Origin of the sequence: Pseudidiomarina terrestris, assembly GCF_030466375.1 — a bacterium.
In the GTDB taxonomy this organism is placed as follows: Bacteria; Pseudomonadota; Gammaproteobacteria; order Enterobacterales; family Alteromonadaceae; genus Pseudidiomarina; species Pseudidiomarina terrestris.
This window is the reverse complement of record NZ_JAGGJE010000005.1, coordinates 201871-222102: the sequence shown is the minus strand read 5'-3', so window position 1 is coordinate 222102 and position 20232 is coordinate 201871. Positions and strand designations below refer to the sequence as shown.

Here is a 20232-nt window from a genome sequence, read left to right as displayed (position 1 = left end):
ATTAATCGCCTCCACCTGATAGTTTCTTTTGCTGCTTAATACTTGCTACCTGCTGATAAGGTGCTATAGAACCATCCTTTTTCACTTCATAAACGGTATAGGGCTGGAATCGACTTCCCATTTCCATACCGACAGAACCGACAGGCATTCCCGGAACAGTTAAACCGATTCCGTTAGTTGACTTGTCTCCCTCCAAATAGCGGGAAACGAGTGCAGGGGGAACATGCCCCTCGAAGACAAAGCCGCTATCGGAGATGGCAGTATGACAGGACTGGATGTCAGCACTGATACCTGCTTGACGCTTTTGCTGCGTCAAGTCTATTGGGTGCTCAACAGAAACATTTAAGCTTTCGGGTAAAGCTTTCAACCACTTTTCGCAGCAGCCACAGTTGGGGTCTTTTAGAACTCTCAGTTGCTCTTCTGCGCCAGCAACTGACATAGACACAGAAAAAAGCATCGCTAAAATAGCGCTATTGCGTTTGATAGACATAATTATCCACCGACTAATAAGTATTAAAGGGACACGTCGGGCGTGTACTAAATTTCTAGAAACTTATTAAACGATAATTATTGGAGGACGAAATAGATTAGACGCGTGTTTAGCGCGAATTGAAGTGTCAATCGGGGAATCGACTTTAGAAGAAAAATTGATCACAGCGGCATTAACTGAAGAAGACTGCCCGACAAATAAAACTGGACTGCCGGAACAATGCCGCATTGTCATGTCAGCGCAGCACGAATTGTGCTTTTGCTTCTCATGCTCGCAGTCGCTTGCGCTCGCTTCTTGCATCATGCTGTGCTGCATCTGCCCGTCATCATGGCAAGCGTGAGCGTCTGCCGTTTGCGAAAACGACATCGACACTAATATCACTGCCATTACTAACAGAATTCGAATCTGCACGAGCACCCTGCTTTTTTGCAATTTAATAAATTTCAGTTTAACGTCATTTAAACGCATGTCAAATAAGGAGCAGATAATGATGAATCACGAAATGTTCGCAGGTATGGGGTTCCTATGGATGCTGATCGTGGGAGCTATTTTTATTGTTCCCGCATGGCGTATCTGCCAACGAGTTGGCTACCCTGGTCCATTGGGTCTTCTGATTGTTATCCCTATCGCAAATATCATTCTTCTTTACTTTATAGCGTTCGGCCCATGGAAAAATGTTGATAAATAGCTAATTCACTTTAACCAAAGCAACAAGTATAGCTTTTCATCTCTGATCAGAAGCACGAATTTATTTGCCACTACACGTTCACAAGTTGCAGACCACTATAGCTATGTTCAACATGTTAAGCGAGTATTGGGCATAGCCAAAAAGTTAAAAGATTCATTTGTGAAAAAGCTTTCAATCAAAAAACTAAAGCTGAAGTTTTAGTAACAAGGTAAGTAACACGCTTGAATCTTAATATTTTTTATCCACTATAAAACAATAAGTTATTAGATCTTATCGATTCCGCCTCCGGCAGCTAAAAAACAGCAGACACCTTCTAAGTTAAAAGCTGCCGGCATCTTTTCTAAAAGCCTCATCCAAATACCCCCCCCCACCACTGCATCAATTCACGGCGACGCTCAAGGTAATCCGCACGGTTATAAGCACTTCGCACTTGGTTAGGATCACCATGCGCCAGCGCTGATTCGATCAGGTCAGGATCTTTGCCCTCCTCGTTCATAATGGTGCTGGCTAAAGCCCTCAAACCATGGCTAACGAGTTTATCCTGGTAACCCATACGTCTTAACGCCATATTGGCTGTTTGGCTGTTAATGGACGTTTGTGGCTTTCGCAGTGAGATAAATATATGTTCGTATTGATCGCTTACGCTCTTCATGTCCTCCAGCACCCTCAATGCCTGTTCACACAGTGGAACTGTGTGCTGGTGACGCTTTTTCATCCGTTCAGCCGGAATCAACCAATTAGCTTGGCCGTCATCAAGCCATTGGATCTCACTCCATTTAGCGCCAGCAGCCTCAGATGGCCTGGTCATTGTTAGTAACTGCCATTTAATAACCTGCCGAGTAATATACGTAACGTTGGTTTCATGGAGCTTTCTTAGGAAGTCAGGGAGCTCTTTTGCGGTAATTGTCGGTAAATGCTGCTTCTTGGGCTTCTTGAAAGCAGATTTGATGGCAGCGATTGGATTTCCAGTAATTAATTTTTTAATGACAGCGTAATTCATTATCTCGTTTAACCGCTGAATTACACGTTTAACGGTTTCCAACCGCCCTGTTTTCTCAACCGGTCGTAATACATCAATGACCGTTTGAGCACTTATCTGGCTAACCGGCGTTTCACCTAAACGGTTAAATACATGTAGCTCTAACGATCGCCAAATATCATCAGCGTAGTCAGCAGTCACCTCACTTTTTTTGACCTCGAACCATTCTTCAGCAACTTTTCTCAAAGTCGCGTTCTCTGAGTAGCGTTGTGCCGCTCTTTCTTCCTCTCTGGCAAGCTTAGGGTCTACCCCTTCAGCAACTTGGCTTCTAGCAGCTTCTGTGAGCTCACGGGCTTTTTTAAGGCTCATATCGGGGTAGCTACCCAGCCCCATATTCACGCGCTTCTTTGTCGTCGGGTGAATGTAATTGAAGTTCCAAAGCTTAGAACCATTCACTCTCACTCGCAGCTGTAAGCCTTTCCCATCGGACTTAACGTAGTCCTTGTCTTTAGGTTTGAGTTGTCTGACGGCTGTATCCGTGAGCCCAATAGTAGAGCGCGCCATAAGCATATCTCCCTTCGATGTATTCCAAAGAGTTTACCCAAAATCGCTTGGAATACAAATTGGAATACTAAAAACTCAGGCTGGGGCTGGTTTTCTTGGGATAAGCTGGGAAAGCAAACGCCTATGAAAACCTTATTTTACGTGGCTTATAAAGAAAAAAGGGGATGTCGTGAGACATCCCCTTTTTATGGAATTGGTGGAGCTGGCGTCACTTTAAATGCGCCATTAACTATTTGTATTGATTGAAATCTTAATTTAAAACCAAAATATAAACCCCCATAAAGACCCCCGGAATTAGATCATGCACTTTTCCATTCTTAAAAGCTTTAACCTTATAAGGCTTGTATATTTTACCGACCAAAAGTTTGAACGGAGCAAATATCATGATACATTCCTGTTAAGGGCTAAGTCCCTGACTTCTGAAAATAGTGCTAAACGGTATCTGGTTGGTGCTTAGGGCATCGGTCTTTTTGACCTCTTGGGGCAAGCTGCGCAGCAAAGAAATAGCGCTACACTTGCTTCAATGATTGCCGCCAGTAAATCATTTCGAAAATTTTACTTTTACTTACGCACTGTTGGATGGAGTGCGAAATGATTTATCCCGAGTGTGGGTACTGGTGGCTTTCTCAAAAGTTTAATTATATGGAAAATATAAAATATAAAAGCACTGAACGGATCTCTAACGCAGATAGCCTATTCAATTTACTAGGAGTTGATGAAGATTACGTCAATGGCCTAATCGCAAGTAAAGACAAGCTTTACAAAGTACTTCGTGTACCAAAGAAAAATAGCAGAGGACATCGAGTCGTTTATTCGGTAGACCGAAAGCTAAAAAAGCTCCAAAGCTTGATTAACTCTAGGATATTTAGCCAACTCATATTCCCACTTTACCTGCAGGGCTCAATCTCAGACCCTGATAATAAGCGAGACTACCTTCGTTGCGCCAGTATCCATTGCCCTTCTGTCCTGGTCACGAGTATAGATATCAAGAACTTTTTTGATGAGATCATGGCAGATAAAGTCAATATGATCTTTAATGACTTCATGAGTTTCCCCGATGATGTCTCTCATATTTTAACTGAAATATGCACTTACAATGGAACCGTGCCCCAAGGAGCGCCGACAAGCAGCTTTATTGCTAATCTGGTGTTTTACAAGGATGAGTTTCGCATCGCACAATTTGCACAATCATCAGGCTTCAGATATACCCGGCTTCTTGACGATATAACAATATCTACCCCTAAGAAATTTCGAACCTCGAGCCAAATCGAGCAGCGTGTAAGAAGAATGATCAAGGATGAGGGGTTCACGGTTAACGAAGAGAAATCAAAAACGGAGACTGTATCCGGAGGTCGACTTTCAGTTCATGGGATGGTTGTCACGGGTACAAGCCCTAAATTGACCAAAAAAAGGTATCGAGAGATAAAAGCGTTTGTTCTTAACGTCGTTAATGATGCGAGTCAGAACAGCTTCAGACAAACTCATATTTTTTATAAAAACTACCACAAAGCATCTGGACTACTAAGTATTCTTAAGCGTGTTGAGCATCCAGCATATAAAAAGCTACGTGCAAAGCTAAAGAGAGTCAAACCTCTTCCATCCAAGGTATTCTATAACTCAATAGTTTCTCGCACCGGAAGCTTGGAAAGTAAAGACGCAGAACTTCGCTCAGAACCATGGTTTGTAAAATCACATCAGAAGCTGATGTACGAACTTGGAATATTGGGAAGAAGTTACCCTACTGAAGCCCAGAGGTTAAGGAAGAGACTTAATGAAATTGCTCCGTAACCTTGTGCTATTTGTCTTTAAAAGGTATCAGTGGGCATTAGTTTTAGCCGTAACTATAGCCCTATTCTTTATAAGTTACCCTTCTGACGGCTTAGCTATTGACATGTCTCAAGAGGGCCTCTCTTTCTTTTACGAATGGTATGAACTTCCAATAAAGTGGCTTTTTGCGTCCCTTAGTTTGGTTACTGTTATCAATGCAGTAAATCAGTTCCAGTTGCAAAGAGAAGCTTATAGACAAAGTATTTTCCAAAACGAAATTAGACTTCTTCAAGAGTTTTTTGAACTTGATTCTCAAACTCATGAGGATATTTCGGAACTACGAACAATAATTTTTTACCGAAGGCTACTCGAGTTCATCTCGACCTCAAAGCGCGATAAGTTACTATACAGAGACTCCACTGACTTCAAGGCTAAAGTTGATAGGTTTGTTGACGAAGTCAATCTGTTCTCTCAACAAAGCATTTCTGGTGAATTTAATAACGATAAATATATAAGTTATATCGATAACCTATGCCGCCAGGTCGGTGTTTTAGTCTGCATAGACGAAAAATGTGATGCTGTAAACTCTGAGGAATCTCTTTCTCGTATATTCATATTTATAAGTAAGTATTGGTACGATGCACCAGAGATAACGAAAAAGATAGTTAACCGGTCTAAGACTCACCATAGTTGACGAAGCGAAAGTCAATTAATGGAACACACAATTCGTTCTCAATATCGTTCTTACATTGCAGACCCGAGAAGGAAAACGTCAAGGCCACAACACGGGGACCCATCAAATAAAGATGACTTGGTTAGCCAACCGGGGGGGGGATCCGAGTTTGTCTTTGACGCGCACAGTACGACACTCATACTCATGTGAGATGATTTTGCATAAGCGAAACCAATACCAAAGGAATGACAATGACTCCTGATGAAATAAAAGCGGAAATCATCAAAAAAGGTTTTTCTTTAACCATGATTGCCGATGTGCTTGGTAAGTCCCCTAGCATGGTTTCAAAGGTGGTGAACGGCTCAGCGACCTCGCTTCTTATCGCAGATTGTATTAGTCGTATTTTAGATCGACCGATTCATGAGGTATTTCCTAACCTTTATGACGAAAGCTTCGCCAAAACATATAAAACCAGCAAAAGCTACAAAGCTAAAAAGGAAGAGCTTAAAGAGCTTCTACGACGTTAGTTTGTATTTGTTAGGATCAAGGCTAGACTGAGTAGCTTCATGCGCTTTTAGAGCCTCTTAGTGTTACGTAAACTCAAATTTTTGCATCATATACAGTTCACATTAATCCTATTGGTTTAGGGGAAGTTAAGGTTACTCTTCAATCTCCTCAGCATTAAGGTTTAAGCAAATGTCACTAAATGGTCAACAACTCGAATCAGTAAAGAATTTTATCTTCTGGGTTAGTCTGATTGGTCTTTTTGTCGTTATCGGCTTCATATCAGTATTTGTCATTCAGTCGTCCAGACTGGGTTGGCACTTTTCGGAAAACCCTGATGCCTACCTTAACTTTGGTTTACTCATTGGCGCTTTACTGACTCCGATCATAGCTCTTTCTTCAGTACTGTTACTATGGATGACGCTGAAAGTACAAATGGAGGAACTTAGGAAGAGCAATGAAAGTTTGCAGAAAACGGTTGAAAGCTCTGAGAGTCTTGTCAAACAAGAAAAAGACTTGTTTGAGCTTCGTTTACTTCAACAAAACCTACTTTCAAATTCGGATTATATTAGCTCACTTAACTCAGAAATGTTCGCTATATCAGATGAGTCGTATGATCCTGTTACCGGAACTTTTAACGGGAGAGAAAGCTTCGAAGTACTGAAGCAATTCAATGCTCTATTCGATCCAAAGGGTGATTCTAAACGTTTTTCAGAGGCGTTACAGTTTGACCATAACGGGAAACTTAAGAGGCATCTTAAAAGCATACGTTCGTTTGGTATCGATCTGATAAGGTATCACGAATGTGGTGGCAGCCTTAGGCATATTCAAGAACTCTTACAACCTTTGATGCAAGCAACAGAACCATTTTACAAACACACTATGAACTTAATGCGAATGGCTAAGACCCATAAACTTGAACACCTCATTACACAGCTTGCTAGCTTACATGAGAAGATATTGATTGCTATTCAACAATCAGACAAGCGAGATTTTGAGGTCTTACGTCCTTAGGACTTTACTGCTCACATAAATATCGATATTGTTACTTTAATGTAATACGGGTAACTAGTTGAAACAGTGAGTTTCTAATGGCTAAAATAAAGCGCCGGGTAACATTTTTTACAAGTACATTGGTTTTAATCGGGTGCACGACATCACCTAAACAGTTCGTGGAAAGTCAAAACGATTTAAGCAACTTGGACGTTTGTCGAAATTTCTTGGCAGATCAAGAAAAGTTTAATGGCTTTGCATCAAAGGATCTTACCCCAAACGAGCGCGCATACTTCTTCGCATTGTCCAACCAAATGAGCAAAAGACAACTGAATGTTTTATCCTGTGAAACATTAGTCTCTCAAGCAAACACCGAAAACTGGAAAACCGCCCTTATCATTTTAGGTGCAGCTGCCGCTGCCTCTGCCGCATATTATGAAGGCCAAGCTGATGCTTATCGAGATGCGGACCAATACGATTATTCGCCTTATAGACCTATCGAAACGACAAGCTATGGTTATGCATGGGATGCGTTTTACAACGAACATTACCAGTTGGTTTGGGCTTGCCGAGATAAATCAAATGGACAGTTTGCATATGAGTATAACTGTTATGGTCAGAGTAAAGTTGATACTACATGGCCGAGTAAATAAAGCTGAAGCAGTAACTGAACAACAACAAAAACACTAATTTTTTCAACTTAACTAATAAGGTCATAAGGTTAAAAATTATGAAAGTACGTGATTTGGTAAAAGCGATAGGTGATTTTGAGCTAACTAACATCCCGGTGTTGGCATTGGCTCTTTTGTTGATTGCTACAAGGTTGGTCGTTTATGTTGCAAGGCTTTACAACGTTCTATTTTGGTTAGTTTTCCCATTGACACTGGCATACGTATATATGAAGGAAGAGCTTTATGCATACCAACAATGGTGGTTCGACCCAGATCAGCATAGCGTGTACCACCTGACTTCGGATAGCGAGGAACTTATATCTGTATTCGTAGTTACCTACATTCTTTCATTGGCTATATCTTATGCAGCGAAGAAATTCCGGCGTACGACTGGTGAACCAGGCTAACATCAAGAACTCAAGCCCAACCACGATATCTCTGAGTAGTGAGCGAAGCGAACAGCCAGTGTCGTGGGTGGACGATTTAACCTACGATACAACTTTATATCTGGGTCATCGTTGATATTTACATTCCTTTGCTTCTCTGAATTGCTATGTTGAGTAAGTCTTGAGAAGCTCTAGTGCTTCGTATGCTTGCGTTTGTTCAGCCAACTCTACAGGCATTCGCTCCCAAAAGTTCTTAACCGTCAAATCAGCGCCATTTTCTAACAACCATTTGATCATAGCGAGATTGTTCTCTTTGATAGCAACATGAATAGGATAGTCATCACAAGCATCCCTCTGATTGATGAAACGACGAACCTGTTCCGGAGTAGCATTCGAGAAGCATGACTCGATTACCTCAAATACTTCTCCATCTGCTATAGCCGACGTAAATTCGTCAATAGTTAACTCAATTTCTGGGGGTAAATCTAACTGAGAGCCCTCAGTGGCTACACTCAAATCATCTTGTAAAGACCGGACTCTAAGCTTGATGTACTTTGCAAGCTGTTCTTTCTTGTCACCCTTCGCCAACTCAAGAGCTTTCAACCATAAACCATCGTGGGTATAACCTCTCTGCATTTCATCTGCCACCAGAGAATACAACGCTTCATCGGTTTTACGATGAGACAGTCGCGCTTTTCTTAATTTATCAAAAATCGCCATAGCTATAGTCGTTAAAATAGTGTGATAGTTTTTAATCTTACTGTATGTCAAAGAGGTGAGCAATTTGCAACTTGTAGCCACACGTATTGCCCAATCAATTAGCCCATGGTTTCCAAAAGCGCTCACCCATTGTCACCGACCGAGTATATACCAAGTTCCCGATTATACCGTTTGATAGTCCTCAGCTAAGTTACTAGTGAACAGTCCTTTAGCGTCAGTTGCAACAAATATAGCTTCTCGCACTTTTTTGTTAGTTAAATCCAATAATCTAAATTGCCCTTTATTACTCGGATCCGCAATAGACTCAATACGCCTATAAATATTTTTGTGTTTCTCCGCATATTCAGCTAATCCTCGCAATTTAGGCAAAGCGTCGCTTAAATGAATACCATGTGGATCAACAATATCTATGACAACGCTTCCGTCTGACTTGCGCGCAAAAAATAGAAAGTCAGGACGGAGTAGCTTGTAATCCTCTGCCTCAATATATGCAACAGCTAAACTGTCTTGGCTTGCCCTATCAGGATTTCTATACCAACATTCAAATCCAGAACGACCCATTTCAGTTTCAAGTACTTTCAGTTCCCATTGATTTAATTCAACGGGGATTAAACCTTTATCGTCACTCATTAAATGATTTGAAACGGTAGGTAAAGGCGTTTCACTACCATCAACCTCCAACACCATCGTAGGAAGTATCCAAGTCCTAGGCTTCAGAATTTCAATATCTTGGGGCTCTTTACTCATTTCTCTTATGTGTAGATACACATCCTGACGTTCGTCACTCAGGTTTTTAACCTCAACTCGGTAGTCATTTAGCCACTTTAAAGTTAAAGTATCAGCTTCTTTATCCAAGTACTCGACGACCTGACGAACAAGGCCTAATGCAGCAATGTCAGTATGAGCTTCTAACAGCGCTTCTTCTCGGTTATAAGCTTCGTTATTGAGGTCGGCAAGATGTTCCGCATATGTACGTGATAAATCAGGGCTTAGTAATCTCGCAGCCCTTCTATACGCATCCTCGATGACCGCAAAATCTGCTTCTTCGACGAATTGATCAAAGGACATTTTTTTATTGCCTAGATTAGCTCGCAAACTAAGCCCCCCAACAGTAAGTACTTCTTTGCGCGCAGAAGATATCTCTTCCTTAAAACGTATCGAAGCGGCATCAAGTACCTTATGCATTTCGGCATGCGCCTTTTTACCCGCGTCAGTTAAAATACTATCTTGAGCAAGTTCGTGCGCTAGGGATGTTAACCGCTTTACCGGTTTAGCAAAACTTTGAGGTAATAATTGCGATGGTAAATTAGTAAAAGAAGTCCATACATCATCTTTGACTGAAACATTTGGCTCAAAGTTGAATGGATTAATCAACACTCGACGACCATCAACTGCTGGCTCTGATTCCGACCCACCACCATGCATTAGCGCTTCAGCGACAGCCTTTACATTATCTTTATCATAGAAAGGGAGTAAGCAATCAACGGCATTCAATCTCTCATTACCAGGAATTCTCCTAGCTAGTGGAGTGCGAACCATTCTTCCCAGCAATTGTGTGATATGTGTTTTATCCTTAGCCGGTCGAAATGAAACCATCACCTCTGCTCTTGGACAGTCCCAACCAGTCGAAATCGCATCTTTTGCAAGAAGAACCTTTATATCTTGCTCATCTTGAACTCGCTGCGGTTCTATATAAAAAACGGTGTGATTACCAAGTTTTAAATTTGCTCGCTCACCAAATACATGAGCAATGTTCTTACTTTTTAGGTCAGGCGAGTGCTCGAAAAGCGTATCCAGTGCTTTACCAAGGTCATCTAAATTTGGCTTATTTGGTACCTGCAAAACCATGAGAGGCACAATCGCTTTTAATCCTTCCGCGTCGCAGTACGTTTTCCAAGCATCTGTCGACTCGCGTAATTTATCTGCACCTCGTCGAAGGAGTACTGTATCGAACTGACCCGTATCACTGGGTATATCTAGTACAATAGTGTCTTTAAGTAAGCCAGAGTCTTGAACACGTTTTGAGTCAACTTCTACGTTCGGAAGCAGCGCTCTTCCTTGAGCGACTTTCATGGCCTGATTGAAACGTTCAACTGTTGCTGAAATCCCCCATACAATTGGAATGGCTGGCACAGAACCAGCACCGTTTATTAATCGCTTAACAATAGTTGACTTTTTACTCATATCCGAATTCGTTGAACCCATTCCTCGGTGTGCTTCATCTAGCACAAGGTAAAGAGTTAACTGAGAATCATCGATAGTATTCTTCAGTACTTCCCAGATCGTATGAGAGCGAAAATCAGGTCTTGCCTGAGTCAACAGATCTCCTTGTCCACTTTTTGACTCTTCCGCATCTGGATCATATCCACGAACAAGCAGACTGTTCCTGCTTAACTTTTGAGTATTTAGAAAGTAAATTTTACCCGGTTCGAACTTTTCAAAACTAAACGTGTTTTCTACAACCACTAGATTTCCGTAATTGAGCTTATCTGATGCCTCTAACAGCCTGAAACGCGTTTGCTCATTAAGAGAAGGATCATCACTAAACCATATAACGGTTGCTGTCGGATCTGGGTCGAAATCTAGGTCATCCTCACCATAAAAAAGTGCCTCAAACACTGCCGCTGCCATAACAGTTTTACCTGCTCCAGTTGTAGCCGTTAAGGAAAACGCGTGGCTATCAGAATCTTCGTGCCAACGTTTTCTGGCTTTTTGCAGATTTTTCATTACGTCTGCTACAGCCTCAGTTTGGTAGTCCTTTAATGTAAATTTCACTTTTTAGTCTCCGTTAGCAAACTGAAAGTTGTTTAAATAGGATTCATAAAGACGAACTGGTTCCACTCCCTCAGGTAAAATGCGAACAACAGCCTGAAACCGTCTGTCATCGTTTGTCACTATGTAAGCCAACTTACATGTCGGAGTGTCAGTTAATTGCTGAGAAAATGCTCTGGATTTATCGAGATCAACTAAAACACCGTATGCTTCAACAACTTCCCACCCATTAACTGGAACCGTATCAATTCTTTTTCCAACACTTCCAGCTTTCAACCAAAGTAGCGGAGCAATTCGTTCGAAGGCAAGATTATGAGTGACAGCCAATGGTGACTCATACGTTAGAGTGAAAAACTCGGCATTTTCCTTAAAACCATCGCTAATTGGAAACTCGCAATTAAACCTATAATCACCCTTTATTTTCTTCCCTTCAGGTGTCAATCCGGTGATTGATGATTTAAGACGTGGCTTTGTAATAAAGTCGCAGATTCCATATTTTTCCCATTCAGCATCACCTGGACGGAGTCCAATTTTCCTAAGAGAAGTTTGCTCATTCGCAGCTACTTCATTGTTTGTTATGCATATTGCTTGCCGTGAACCTCCATCCTCTCGATTTAATCTAAATACGGCATGCGCAGTTGTTCCCGATCCAGAAAAGAAATCCAAGACAGTAGCCCGTTTATTCTCTTTCAAAACGAATCTAAGTGTATCTTCAACCGCATAAAGTGACTTTGGAAATGGAAAATGTCGACCAGGCAGGATTTCTCTAATGAGTGATGAACCATAATCACTACCACTATGTGATGGCTTGTTCCACATTGTCTTCGGGTTTTCTGTTAAATCTGCTTCATCGCAAAACTCAACTATCACCCCTCCATCTTCATCTTTATCAATGATTTCAATTTCACCGTCTTCAATTTGCTTAATTAGTTTTTCTGTTAGATAACTAAAGGATGCCCTTCCTTTTTTGTTGAGTTTCCCAATCGTGGCATATCCTAAGTTAAATAACTCAATGAACCTTTCTCGGCTAACTTGCCATCTCCCCTCTGACCCGTCTTTACGAATCGGCCAGACTGCAATCGTTCCTTCAGGGGGTTGGATTTCGTCTCTACTTTTTGAAATCGGTAGCAAGCTTTCGCCAACACTATGTAACTTTCCAGAATCTTTAAATAGAAAGATAGGATAGAACTGATTTTTCCTGTCTACTCGTCGAGCGTCTGTCCCACTCCTTAACAAATTCCCCCATCTAACTTTCTTGCTTTTACTTGAACCCGCGTCAATATCACCTTCAGATTCTTGCTTTTGCGCCTTTGTGCCAGTTAATATCATTGGATCTTGGCTCTTTGCAATTTTCATATCACCTATAAAAACAAAGAATAAGTATTCCTCGACTCGATAAAACTCTTGGCCTCGAGCGACACCTTTGGGGTTTATCACAGACGTAATCATCTGAATCTTGGAACTAGGAAACAATTGCTCCAGTAAAAGCCCCAATCTTAAATACTCTTTTTCATCTATAGTTACTATCAGCATCGAGGATTGAGGATTCAGCAAATCTTTGGCTAGTCTTAGTCTCCGCTCCATAAAAGCAAGCCATTTTGAGTGGCGGTAGAGATCTTCGCTTTCTACATAATGATTATTATACTTCCAATCTTTAGCTCCGGTGTTATACGGAGGGTCAATATATATCGCATCAACTTTTCCTCGATGGGTGTAAGTGAGCGCCTTCAAGGCATGAAAATTCTCACCGTTAATAACAGAGTGAAACGGCTTATCTCCCCCCCGCTCTACTTTTCCGGTACTGACAAGACCGGGGTAAATTTTATCCTTAAACTCAGCCACAACCACAAGGTCATCAATAAGAACTTCTTTTAGTTCTGGCACGTCAGCGTATAGCTCGGCTAGTTTAGCGAGCCATTGTTCAGCTTTCTTGTGAATGCTTTTCACTTGCCAAAGGCGCTGATCAGCCTTTGTAGTTTCACCTCTAGCTGGGAGAATACGAACCTTATCTCCCTTTCTTACCGGACGACTTGCAAGTTCAACAGTTTCCGGTCGATGCCGTTCAAAATTTAGACCAAATGAACGGCGAGAAGATAAAGCCTTGAACTCGCTCTCTAAGTCAGCGCCCATCTGAGGGTCTCTGGCTTTAGCTTGCGCTATCAAGTCAGTAAGACGTGACATATTTTCTCCTTTTCATCATCACGTTACCTCTTTGGTATTTCGTCTAGTTATAACTGTCACAAACGAAGAGAACAAGGTAACCGTTCGTCGTTACAGCATACCTTTTTTAACCAAAACTGGGTATGCCACAATAGGTTATATAAAATATTTTTGTAGGGCTTTTGACAAAAATTAAGATTAGGGGCAACTTGAAGGGGTTAACGGTCAAAAGCGGATAACTCATGCATACAGGAATTTACAGACATTCCCATTGGAAGGCCAACGAGAGCCAAGTTCGACTGGATAAACTTCAATCGAACCTGAATCTACCTCTGATGCTATCGTCTGGTTTAGCAGCACTGCATTGTTTAGGATTTATCTTACAGAGACTTTCATTAAAAACGGGTCATAGTCGAGAGGTCTGTCTTTTTTGTTTTTTTTGTTTTTTATGGGTTCAGGTAAAAAACACAAAAAAAACATAAAGTACAAGCCCGCTCTAGAACCCCATGATGTTTATGAAACCAATCGGTAAATTTTAGTTTTTCGATCCCCTTGGGTGATGCTCCATAGGGTAGGTAACTCTCTCTGGTTGTCGTTGTATTTATTCAATACTCTTTTTGCCGTGCGAACTGGAATACCATTATGAAAGCATCCGTCAATCAAGTCCTTTTGGTTTGAGTCTCCTTGTGACAACAAAGACGTTAAACAATCGATGGCTTCTTTATCCGTTTCAATTTCTTTCGCTATTCGCAGTTGCTCTTGTAATTTTTGGGAGTCTTCACTGAGCGTAACCTCACGCTCTGAATTGATCAGGAAGCTTAACTCTTTCACTTTAGACCTAGACTTATCGATCCGAGTTGTGACGATTAACGAACCGTCATCTCGCTTGTTTGATTCGAGATAAAAAAGCTCATCCACCTCAGATCTCAGATCTCCAGTCCCCTCGTAAACTTGCTCTCCATTCTCATTATCGTTTTTATTTGTATGCGCGAGTAAAATTACTGTCGCACCTCGAGCTGTAAGTTTTCGAAACCGATCTAATTTATCTTTGAGGTCAGCCTTATTCATCATATCGGCAAATTTCTTTAACGTATCAAGAATGATCACTTCGCCGAATAGATCTTGATTACTTTTGACAGCACTCTCAAAGTGTACAAGTATTTTCGTTGGCGTTAACCCGTTTACGAAGTCGGGAGCGATCAGATGGTATCCATAAGTATCGGCATGCTCTTGGTAAAATTCGATGCCTGACGCACCAACATCAGCATTGATATAAAATACACGCTTTGCTTTCCTGACCATTTCCGCAGCCAAGTGGATGGCCAACGTAGTTTTACCTGAGTTTGGTTTAGCTGCAATCACGATAAGATTTGAAGCCATTATGAAATTTGGATAAAACCAAGTGGGTGACTTCAGCTTTGCTCGGTGTTCAAGGGTCATTTTACCTCTCGCGGTCCAAGCGAAAGGATCGTCATCGTCGGGAATTGACCATTGCGGTTGATTATTATGTATTTTACTTTTTCTTCCCCCGGAGAGAATTCCTCCTTGATATTCGAGTTCTTGGTTAATAATCCCCCGCAATTCGAGACTTCTTTGACTTATCATGACTTTTCTCCTCTTGCGGCAACACGAGAGTCAATCCAAGCTAATACCTCCTCTTCCAACCATGCTACTGTTGTACCTCCCTCTACTAGCTTGATAGCTCTAGGAAAGCGCCCATCTGATGAAAGCTTGTATATCTGTGATTTAGAAAGTTTCACCAACGCCATAACATCTCTAAGTCTTAAGAGGCGTTTATGTTGATGCTCTTCATAAGCGGTCTTAGTTGCGTATTTGTTCATAAATAAGATTCCTAATTAAAGTTCAAAAGTGAACGAGGTGAATCTTAGGAGAACAAATGAGGCGAAAAAATTAGGAGAGAGTCTCTGACATTTTGAAAAAGAGGATTTAGTTACTGTTTTATATGGATATTTTTATGAGTAACCAAAACCAACAAATACTCTGAGTTTAGGACCTTTTCGGGCGTCCTGGTTCTTTTGGCTTCATGGTAAGCTTATGCTCGGGATGGTCAGGTTTGAAAAAAGGGGCTTTAAAAAAATCGTCCTCTCCAGCAGCAAAAAGCTGCGGGAAAACAAACTGCAAATCTGACCACAATTCATCTTTATGTGGTTCACCTATTTCTTGGTATCGAATCTGAAGCGGAGTCTTACGTTCCAAGTTAAATGTTCTCGCCTTAAGGTAGGATATCAGGGCTTCTTCTCTTTGCTTTTGTTTACTAGGCGAACTCTGAAGATTGGACGGTTTAGCTTTAGTTTGTTGGAAATTGGATTTTAGCCAGTCAACCGCACGTTTTTCGACAAGCGCATAATCAATGCCTACCTGAAGAGGTTTTGATTCAAGACAATAATGATGGTCAACATAACCGCGATATTTACGCTTCTTCCAAGAGGCAAATCTACAAAAGAGAATTGAGCCGTCTGAGCTAATGTTCTCAACTCCCTTGATTTTAGCCCCCTCTCCAATGACTTCAGGTTCATTAAACAAGCAAAACATTTCCCTTTGATAGTCTCGGTGCAGATAATCCCTTTCATCTGTGGGTACAAGGGAAAAGCCTGAAGCAAGAAAGAGCTCATAGCCTTCCTTATCAAGTAAGCGAAGAATAAGCCAAACAGTTTGGCTTGTTATAGCGTGATTAAGTTCCAGTTCAATGACATCTCTTAACGAACTGAGTTTCCTATTCGCCATTACACGAATTCTCCCTTAATTTTTCAAGATAGTCGGCCCAAGCTTGCATCATTTCAGTTCTTTGATTCAAGTGCTTAGTTCTGTTATAAGCTCGGCCATTATGGTCTCTTACCGCATGACCTAACTGCTGCTCGATATACTCAATTCGATAATCGAGCTCTTCATCTAGGAGAGTTCTAGCCATTGCACGAAAACCATGAGCGGTCATCGTATCGTTATCGTAACCAAGACTTCTCAAAGCTGTTCTAACTGCATTATCTGACATTGGGCGTGTTCTTCCCCTAGCTGACGGGAAAACATACTTACTATTAGAGGTTAATGGCTTTAGATCTTGAAGTATCTCTAGAGCTTGGCTGGACAACGGGATAATCAAAGGTTCTTTAATCTTCATTTTCTCAGCTGGTAGCTCGATTCTCTTGGCTTCAAAGTTGACTTCACTCCATTCAAGATGCCTTAACTCTCCCGGTCTACAAAATAGCAAAGGTGAAAGCTTCAATGCAGCCATTACAACAGGGGTTCCCCTATACTCATCGATCGCCAACATCAGTTTACCTACCTCTTTTGGCTCAACTATTGCCGCAAGGTGATTTTTCTCGGGTGGACGTAAAGCTCCTTTTAGATCTGCTGCTATATCTCGCTCAGCTCTGCCAGTTGCAATGGCGTAACGATAGATTTGTCCTACAAGTTGTTTGATTCTATGCGCCGTTTCCACAGCTCCACGGTCTTCAACCTTTCTTAAGACGCTGAGTAGCTCTACTGGAGTGATGTCACCTACAGGACGTTTGCCTAAATATGGCTTTAAGTCTCTATCAATAGCTCTTGTTGTACGATCAAGGTGAACTTTGCTCATCCCTTGCATCTTTTGCTCTACATACTCATCAGCAATACTTCCGAAAGTATTGTCATTTGATAGAACAGACTGAAGTTTATTGAGTTTCTTTTCTTGAGAAGGATCAATCCCTTGAGCCATCTTCTCTTTAGCTATACGTGTCGCTTCTCGAGCCTGAGATAGCGATACTTGGGGATAGACACCAATAGCAAACATCTTCTCTTTTCCATTTATACGATACTTAAGCCTCCAATACTTCTGCTCATCAGCTTTCTTCATTGGTTTATCTGTGTACTTAGCTTTCTTAACCAGTAGATAAAGACCCTGACCGTCAAAGAGCTTATAGTCTTTGTCCTTTGGTTTAGCTGCGTCTACTTGCTTTGCTGTGAGTTTCATAGTGGTGTCTCGTGGTTTCTTAGGTATATATGGGGGTATCTTCTATTAGAGGTGGTCATATACCCCTACAAGAACCCCCAAAATAGGGAGTACCCCCAGAGACAGAATAGGACAATATGGAACGACAGACAATAAAAAACCCAGCATTTAGCTGGGTTTAGAGACCATATCAGACGATATGGTTTTGGATTTGGTGGAGCTGGCGGGAGTTGAACCCGCGTCCGCAATACCTACATCCTCGGTACTACATGCTTAGTCTGTCATTTAGTTAATCACCAAGTCGCCGACAGACAGGCTACTTAAGGTGACGATCCCGATTGGTTTTAACGCTTTGGCTACGGGCGAAGCCTCCACGCGAGTCTACTTTGGGGTGAACCGACTGATCCTAGTCTCGCAGACAAAGCGCTAGGGGTCGGGCGTAGCGGGTTATTAAGCCGCTAGTGCGTAGTTGTCGTCGTTTGCAACTATTAGTTTGAGGCTTTTTACGAGGCCAGCCTCACCTCGGCATGCACCTTGGGTTTCGTGTATCCCGTCGAATCCAGATCAGCCCCAGGGTTTTCTTTCAAAATCGTGCTTACTATACATCAGACACCGCTTAAGCGCTAGAAGTTCCCTGCCTGAACAAGTAAATTTCGCGCGCCTCAGGTGGCCATATAAAGCACTTTCTCCACTAACTTGCTGATGCCCTGCTCGGCATCGACTAAGTTCTCGGCCAGCATGTATGCTGGCGTGGTGACCAAGCGACGTGAGTCATCCGCGACAATGTCATCAACCGGACATTCTACGTGAATTCCGCCCATTTTCTCAATGGCGTTAGCCACTTCCTTATCATTGCCGACGGTGACACGCACACCCTCACCGTAAATATGTGGCAGTAGTACTGGCGCGATGCATAAATAGCCTGCCGGTTTGTTGGCCTCGGCAAACGCTTTACCAATCGCCAGAACCTCGCCGTTGACTCGCATGTCTGCGCCGTTCTCAGCAAAATCACAGAAGTTTTTCGCGACGCCAAAACCGCCGGGTAGAATCAGCGCGTCAAACTCTGCAGCATCCAGCTCGCTGAGTGGCTTAACTTCGCCGCGCGCGATCCGCGCCGCTTCTGCCAATACGTTGCGCTTCTCACCGGTTTGCTCGCCGTTGAGATGGTTCACGACCTGGATCTGTTCCATGTCAGGCGCGAAACACTGATAATCCGCTCCGTGTTTGCTGATGTGCAGCAAGGTCAGGACGGCCTCATTAATCTCAGCACCATCGAATACACCTGAACCTGAAAGTAAAACTGCTACTTTTTTCATGACTTATCCTTTGTTGCTTTGCTACCTGACGATATGGCGGCGCCACGATCGATTTTCAAGCCCCGTGTTTAGGATTATAGACCACTTCCCACAGGTGACCGTCCGGGTCTGAGAATACGCCTCCATAACCGCCCCAGAATAGCTTCCGCGGCGGCTTAACCACCGCTTCAGCAGGTAAGTCCGACATGATAGTATCGACTTCTTCAGCACTGGCAACATTATGAGCCAGCATCAGTGCTGTCGGATCCGGAATGCCTTTGGTGACACCGCAGTCGTGCGCAATACTATCACGCTCCCAGAGGGCAAAGGTCAGCCCCCCGGCCATTTTAAAGAACGCCACAGCACCCTGTTCGAATTCAGCACCGACGATGCCCTCAGTCGGCAGACCCAGCACATCACGGTAAAACGCCACCGCTCGCTCCAGATCGTCAACTCCCAGGGTGATGTAGCTAATCGCAGCTTGCATCAGCTGTCCTGCTCTTCGCGCCAGCGGAACTCATTTTCAAGGTTGGCCAACGGTTGCAGCATGGCAAAATCCAGTTCATCTGGCTTATCGCCATCTTTTACTTTTTCAACAAACTGCGGGTCGGCCAACGCCGCTTTACCAAGAGCAAGTACTGCACCTGGGTAATGGGCAGCCATTTTGGCGTAGTTGGTGTCATCGATACCGCCATTCACAACCAGTGGCACGCCAGCGTCGCGCACCACTTCTGCCAGTGAACGCGTGCCATCTTTCAAAGCTGGCCGGTTAGCGTGATTGTCAGTGGTATGAATGTAATCAATACCGGCGTCAGCCAGTGCCTGTACCAGCCAGGCAAAGCCCTCTTCGCCCTCGGGCCATTGGTAGTCCGGATCGGTAATGGTGATTTGTGATAGGCGGATACCCAGCACAAAGTCTTTCCCCGCCATCTCACGGGCGGCTTTGACCACTTCCAGCACGAACTGCGCGCGACGTTGCATGTCGCCGCCCCACTTATCATCGCGGGTATTGAAGTGAGTACTGAGAATTTCATGCAGCAGATAACCATTGGCACCATGCAGCTCAGCACCATCAAAGCCTGCTTCTTTAGCGTTACGGAGACCGTGTAAAAAGCCATTCAGAACACGCTCAAAATCGCTCTCATCCATGGCCTTAACGTCCTGCCATGAATCTTGGTCGCCATACAGACCAAGGGGTTTCCCCACCGGCTTTTGTTCAGTGATTCCAAGCGGAGCTTTACCAAAACTATTGTACTGTTGCTGTGCCCCAGCATGCATCAGCTGGGCAATGATTTTCGCGCCTTGCTCATGGACTTCGCGGATAATCGGCCGCCAGGATTCGCCCTGCAGAGCATCGGCCAGACCTGGCTGGTTCTCATAGCCTTGGCTGGCATTCTGATCGGGAAAGATCCCCTCGGTAATAATCAGCGCAAAACCACCCTCAGCGTAGCGCCGATAGTGTTTCAGCATCAGCTCGTTGGCGCGGCCATTGGATTGTGCACTGACCCGCGTCATCGGGGCCACTGCAAAACGATTGGCTAGCTTCATGCCAGCAAATTCTATACTCGAAAACTCTGAATCAAACATAGCATCCTCAAATTAGGGAAAAATGATGTCAGGG

At 43.0% G+C, this 20232-nt stretch carries 19 protein-coding genes and 1 other RNA gene; 7 read left to right on the top strand and 13 right to left on the bottom strand.

Annotated elements, in window-relative coordinates; genetic code table 11:
- Position 1 precedes the first annotated feature (1 nt).
- Positions 2–490 (bottom strand): DUF411 domain-containing protein, encoded by a 489-nt coding sequence (locus J6J28_RS11660; RefSeq protein WP_301721945.1) that lies wholly within the window; start codon positions 488–490, stop codon positions 2–4.
- A 487-nt stretch (positions 491–977) separates the two neighbouring features.
- On the opposite strand from J6J28_RS11660, the gene J6J28_RS11655 reads away from it, so the two are divergent.
- Positions 978–1178, top strand: coding sequence for a hypothetical protein (locus J6J28_RS11655; protein WP_006956255.1), 201 nt, complete (start codon positions 978–980; stop codon positions 1176–1178).
- Positions 1179–1527: 349 nt separating this feature from the next.
- Here the strand turns inward: J6J28_RS11655 and J6J28_RS11650 are convergent, their stop codons facing one another.
- The gene (locus tag J6J28_RS11650) at positions 1528–2721 is read right to left on the bottom strand and encodes a phage integrase central domain-containing protein (RefSeq protein ID WP_301721940.1); all 1194 of its coding nucleotides are present in this window, start codon (positions 2719–2721) and stop codon (positions 1528–1530) included.
- Positions 2722–3312: 591 nt separating this feature from the next.
- On the opposite strand from J6J28_RS11650, the gene J6J28_RS11645 reads away from it, so the two are divergent.
- From J6J28_RS11645 to J6J28_RS11620, 6 genes are all read left to right on the top strand, one after another.
- A complete protein-coding gene (locus tag J6J28_RS11645) occupies positions 3313–4509 on the top strand; it encodes a reverse transcriptase family protein (protein ID WP_301721939.1) in 1197 nt (398 codons plus the stop codon).
- Entirely contained in the window at positions 4493–5182 is a 690-nt protein-coding gene (locus J6J28_RS11640; RefSeq protein ID WP_301721937.1) for a hypothetical protein, read from the top strand. Before J6J28_RS11645 ends, J6J28_RS11640 begins: the two co-directional genes overlap by 17 nt.
- A 230-nt stretch (positions 5183–5412) precedes the next feature.
- Positions 5413–5688: a helix-turn-helix domain-containing protein gene (locus tag J6J28_RS11635; RefSeq protein ID WP_301721936.1), complete on the top strand. Its 276-nt coding sequence runs from the start codon at positions 5413–5415 to the stop codon at positions 5686–5688.
- Between the two features lie 169 nt (positions 5689–5857).
- Positions 5858–6679 (top strand): hypothetical protein, encoded by an 822-nt coding sequence (locus J6J28_RS11630; RefSeq protein WP_301721935.1) that lies wholly within the window; start codon positions 5858–5860, stop codon positions 6677–6679.
- A 77-nt stretch (positions 6680–6756) separates the two neighbouring features.
- Positions 6757–7311 (top strand): hypothetical protein, encoded by a 555-nt coding sequence (locus J6J28_RS11625; protein ID WP_301721934.1) that lies wholly within the window; start codon positions 6757–6759, stop codon positions 7309–7311.
- Positions 7312–7388: 77 nt separating this feature from the next.
- The gene (locus J6J28_RS11620; protein ID WP_301721933.1) at positions 7389–7736 is read left to right on the top strand and encodes a hypothetical protein; all 348 of its coding nucleotides are present in this window, start codon (positions 7389–7391) and stop codon (positions 7734–7736) included.
- Between the two features lie 144 nt (positions 7737–7880).
- On the opposite strand, the gene J6J28_RS11615 is transcribed toward J6J28_RS11620, so the two are convergent.
- The 11 genes from J6J28_RS11615 to J6J28_RS11565 all read right to left on the bottom strand — a co-directional run bounded on the left by J6J28_RS11615 (position 7881) and on the right by J6J28_RS11565 (position 20198).
- Positions 7881–8435, bottom strand: coding sequence for an ankyrin repeat domain-containing protein (locus tag J6J28_RS11615; RefSeq protein WP_301721932.1), 555 nt, complete (start codon positions 8433–8435; stop codon positions 7881–7883).
- A gap of 162 nt (positions 8436–8597) precedes the next feature.
- Entirely contained in the window at positions 8598–11210 is a 2613-nt protein-coding gene (locus J6J28_RS11610; protein ID WP_301721930.1) for a DEAD/DEAH box helicase family protein, read from the bottom strand.
- 3 nt (positions 11211–11213) lie between these two features.
- The gene (locus J6J28_RS11605) at positions 11214–13388 is read right to left on the bottom strand and encodes a site-specific DNA-methyltransferase (protein WP_301721927.1); all 2175 of its coding nucleotides are present in this window, start codon (positions 13386–13388) and stop codon (positions 11214–11216) included.
- A gap of 492 nt (positions 13389–13880) precedes the next feature.
- Positions 13881–14972 (bottom strand): AAA family ATPase, encoded by a 1092-nt coding sequence (locus tag J6J28_RS11600; RefSeq protein ID WP_301721925.1) that lies wholly within the window; start codon positions 14970–14972, stop codon positions 13881–13883.
- Entirely contained in the window at positions 14969–15208 is a 240-nt protein-coding gene (locus J6J28_RS11595) for a helix-turn-helix transcriptional regulator (protein WP_301721923.1), read from the bottom strand. Before J6J28_RS11595 ends, J6J28_RS11600 begins: the two co-directional genes overlap by 4 nt.
- 166 nt (positions 15209–15374) lie before the next feature.
- Positions 15375–16112: a hypothetical protein gene (locus tag J6J28_RS11590; RefSeq protein ID WP_301721921.1), complete on the bottom strand. Its 738-nt coding sequence runs from the start codon at positions 16110–16112 to the stop codon at positions 15375–15377.
- Positions 16102–17337 (bottom strand): tyrosine-type recombinase/integrase, encoded by a 1236-nt coding sequence (locus J6J28_RS11585; RefSeq protein ID WP_301721920.1) that lies wholly within the window; start codon positions 17335–17337, stop codon positions 16102–16104. Before J6J28_RS11585 ends, J6J28_RS11590 begins: the two co-directional genes overlap by 11 nt.
- 191 nt (positions 17338–17528) lie before the next feature.
- Positions 17529–17888, bottom strand: a transfer-messenger RNA (tmRNA) gene (gene ssrA / locus J6J28_RS11580).
- Positions 17889–17978: 90 nt separating this feature from the next.
- Positions 17979–18632, bottom strand: a complete 654-nt coding sequence (gene elbB / locus J6J28_RS11575; RefSeq protein WP_301721917.1) for an isoprenoid biosynthesis glyoxalase ElbB — start codon at positions 18630–18632, stop codon at positions 17979–17981.
- A gap of 55 nt (positions 18633–18687) precedes the next feature.
- A complete protein-coding gene (locus tag J6J28_RS11570; RefSeq protein ID WP_301721916.1) occupies positions 18688–19098 on the bottom strand; it encodes a VOC family protein in 411 nt (136 codons plus the stop codon).
- Positions 19098–20198, bottom strand: coding sequence for an oxidoreductase (locus tag J6J28_RS11565; RefSeq protein WP_301721915.1), 1101 nt, complete (start codon positions 20196–20198; stop codon positions 19098–19100). The genes J6J28_RS11570 and J6J28_RS11565 overlap by 1 nt, the downstream gene beginning before the upstream one ends.
- Positions 20199–20232: the final 34 nt, after the last annotated feature.

What these genes read in the sequence shown, in the direction of transcription:
- J6J28_RS11660 (WP_301721945.1), bottom strand. Translation starts at nt 490, where the DNA reads ATGTCTATCAAACGCAATAGCGCTATTTTAGCGATGCTTTTTTCTGTG.
- J6J28_RS11655 (WP_006956255.1), top strand. Translation starts at nt 978, where the DNA reads ATGATGAATCACGAAATGTTCGCAGGTATGGGGTTCCTATGGATGCTG.
- J6J28_RS11650 (WP_301721940.1), bottom strand. Translation starts at nt 2,721, where the DNA reads ATGGCGCGCTCTACTATTGGGCTCACGGATACAGCCGTCAGACAACTC.
- J6J28_RS11645 (WP_301721939.1), top strand. Translation starts at nt 3,313, where the DNA reads ATGATTTATCCCGAGTGTGGGTACTGGTGGCTTTCTCAAAAGTTTAAT.
- J6J28_RS11640 (WP_301721937.1), top strand. Translation starts at nt 4,493, where the DNA reads ATGAAATTGCTCCGTAACCTTGTGCTATTTGTCTTTAAAAGGTATCAG.
- J6J28_RS11635 (WP_301721936.1), top strand. Translation starts at nt 5,413, where the DNA reads ATGACTCCTGATGAAATAAAAGCGGAAATCATCAAAAAAGGTTTTTCT.
- J6J28_RS11630 (WP_301721935.1), top strand. Translation starts at nt 5,858, where the DNA reads ATGTCACTAAATGGTCAACAACTCGAATCAGTAAAGAATTTTATCTTC.
- J6J28_RS11625 (WP_301721934.1), top strand. Translation starts at nt 6,757, where the DNA reads ATGGCTAAAATAAAGCGCCGGGTAACATTTTTTACAAGTACATTGGTT.
- J6J28_RS11620 (WP_301721933.1), top strand. Translation starts at nt 7,389, where the DNA reads ATGAAAGTACGTGATTTGGTAAAAGCGATAGGTGATTTTGAGCTAACT.
- J6J28_RS11615 (WP_301721932.1), bottom strand. Translation starts at nt 8,435, where the DNA reads ATGGCGATTTTTGATAAATTAAGAAAAGCGCGACTGTCTCATCGTAAA.
- J6J28_RS11605 (WP_301721927.1), bottom strand. Translation starts at nt 13,388, where the DNA reads ATGTCACGTCTTACTGACTTGATAGCGCAAGCTAAAGCCAGAGACCCT.
- J6J28_RS11600 (WP_301721925.1), bottom strand. Translation starts at nt 14,972, where the DNA reads ATGATAAGTCAAAGAAGTCTCGAATTGCGGGGGATTATTAACCAAGAA.
- J6J28_RS11595 (WP_301721923.1), bottom strand. Translation starts at nt 15,208, where the DNA reads ATGAACAAATACGCAACTAAGACCGCTTATGAAGAGCATCAACATAAA.
- J6J28_RS11590 (WP_301721921.1), bottom strand. Translation starts at nt 16,112, where the DNA reads ATGGCGAATAGGAAACTCAGTTCGTTAAGAGATGTCATTGAACTGGAA.
- J6J28_RS11585 (WP_301721920.1), bottom strand. Translation starts at nt 17,337, where the DNA reads ATGAAACTCACAGCAAAGCAAGTAGACGCAGCTAAACCAAAGGACAAA.
- elbB (WP_301721917.1), bottom strand. Translation starts at nt 18,632, where the DNA reads ATGAAAAAAGTAGCAGTTTTACTTTCAGGTTCAGGTGTATTCGATGGT.
- J6J28_RS11570 (WP_301721916.1), bottom strand. Translation starts at nt 19,098, where the DNA reads ATGCAAGCTGCGATTAGCTACATCACCCTGGGAGTTGACGATCTGGAG.
- J6J28_RS11565 (WP_301721915.1), bottom strand. Translation starts at nt 20,198, where the DNA reads ATGTTTGATTCAGAGTTTTCGAGTATAGAATTTGCTGGCATGAAGCTA.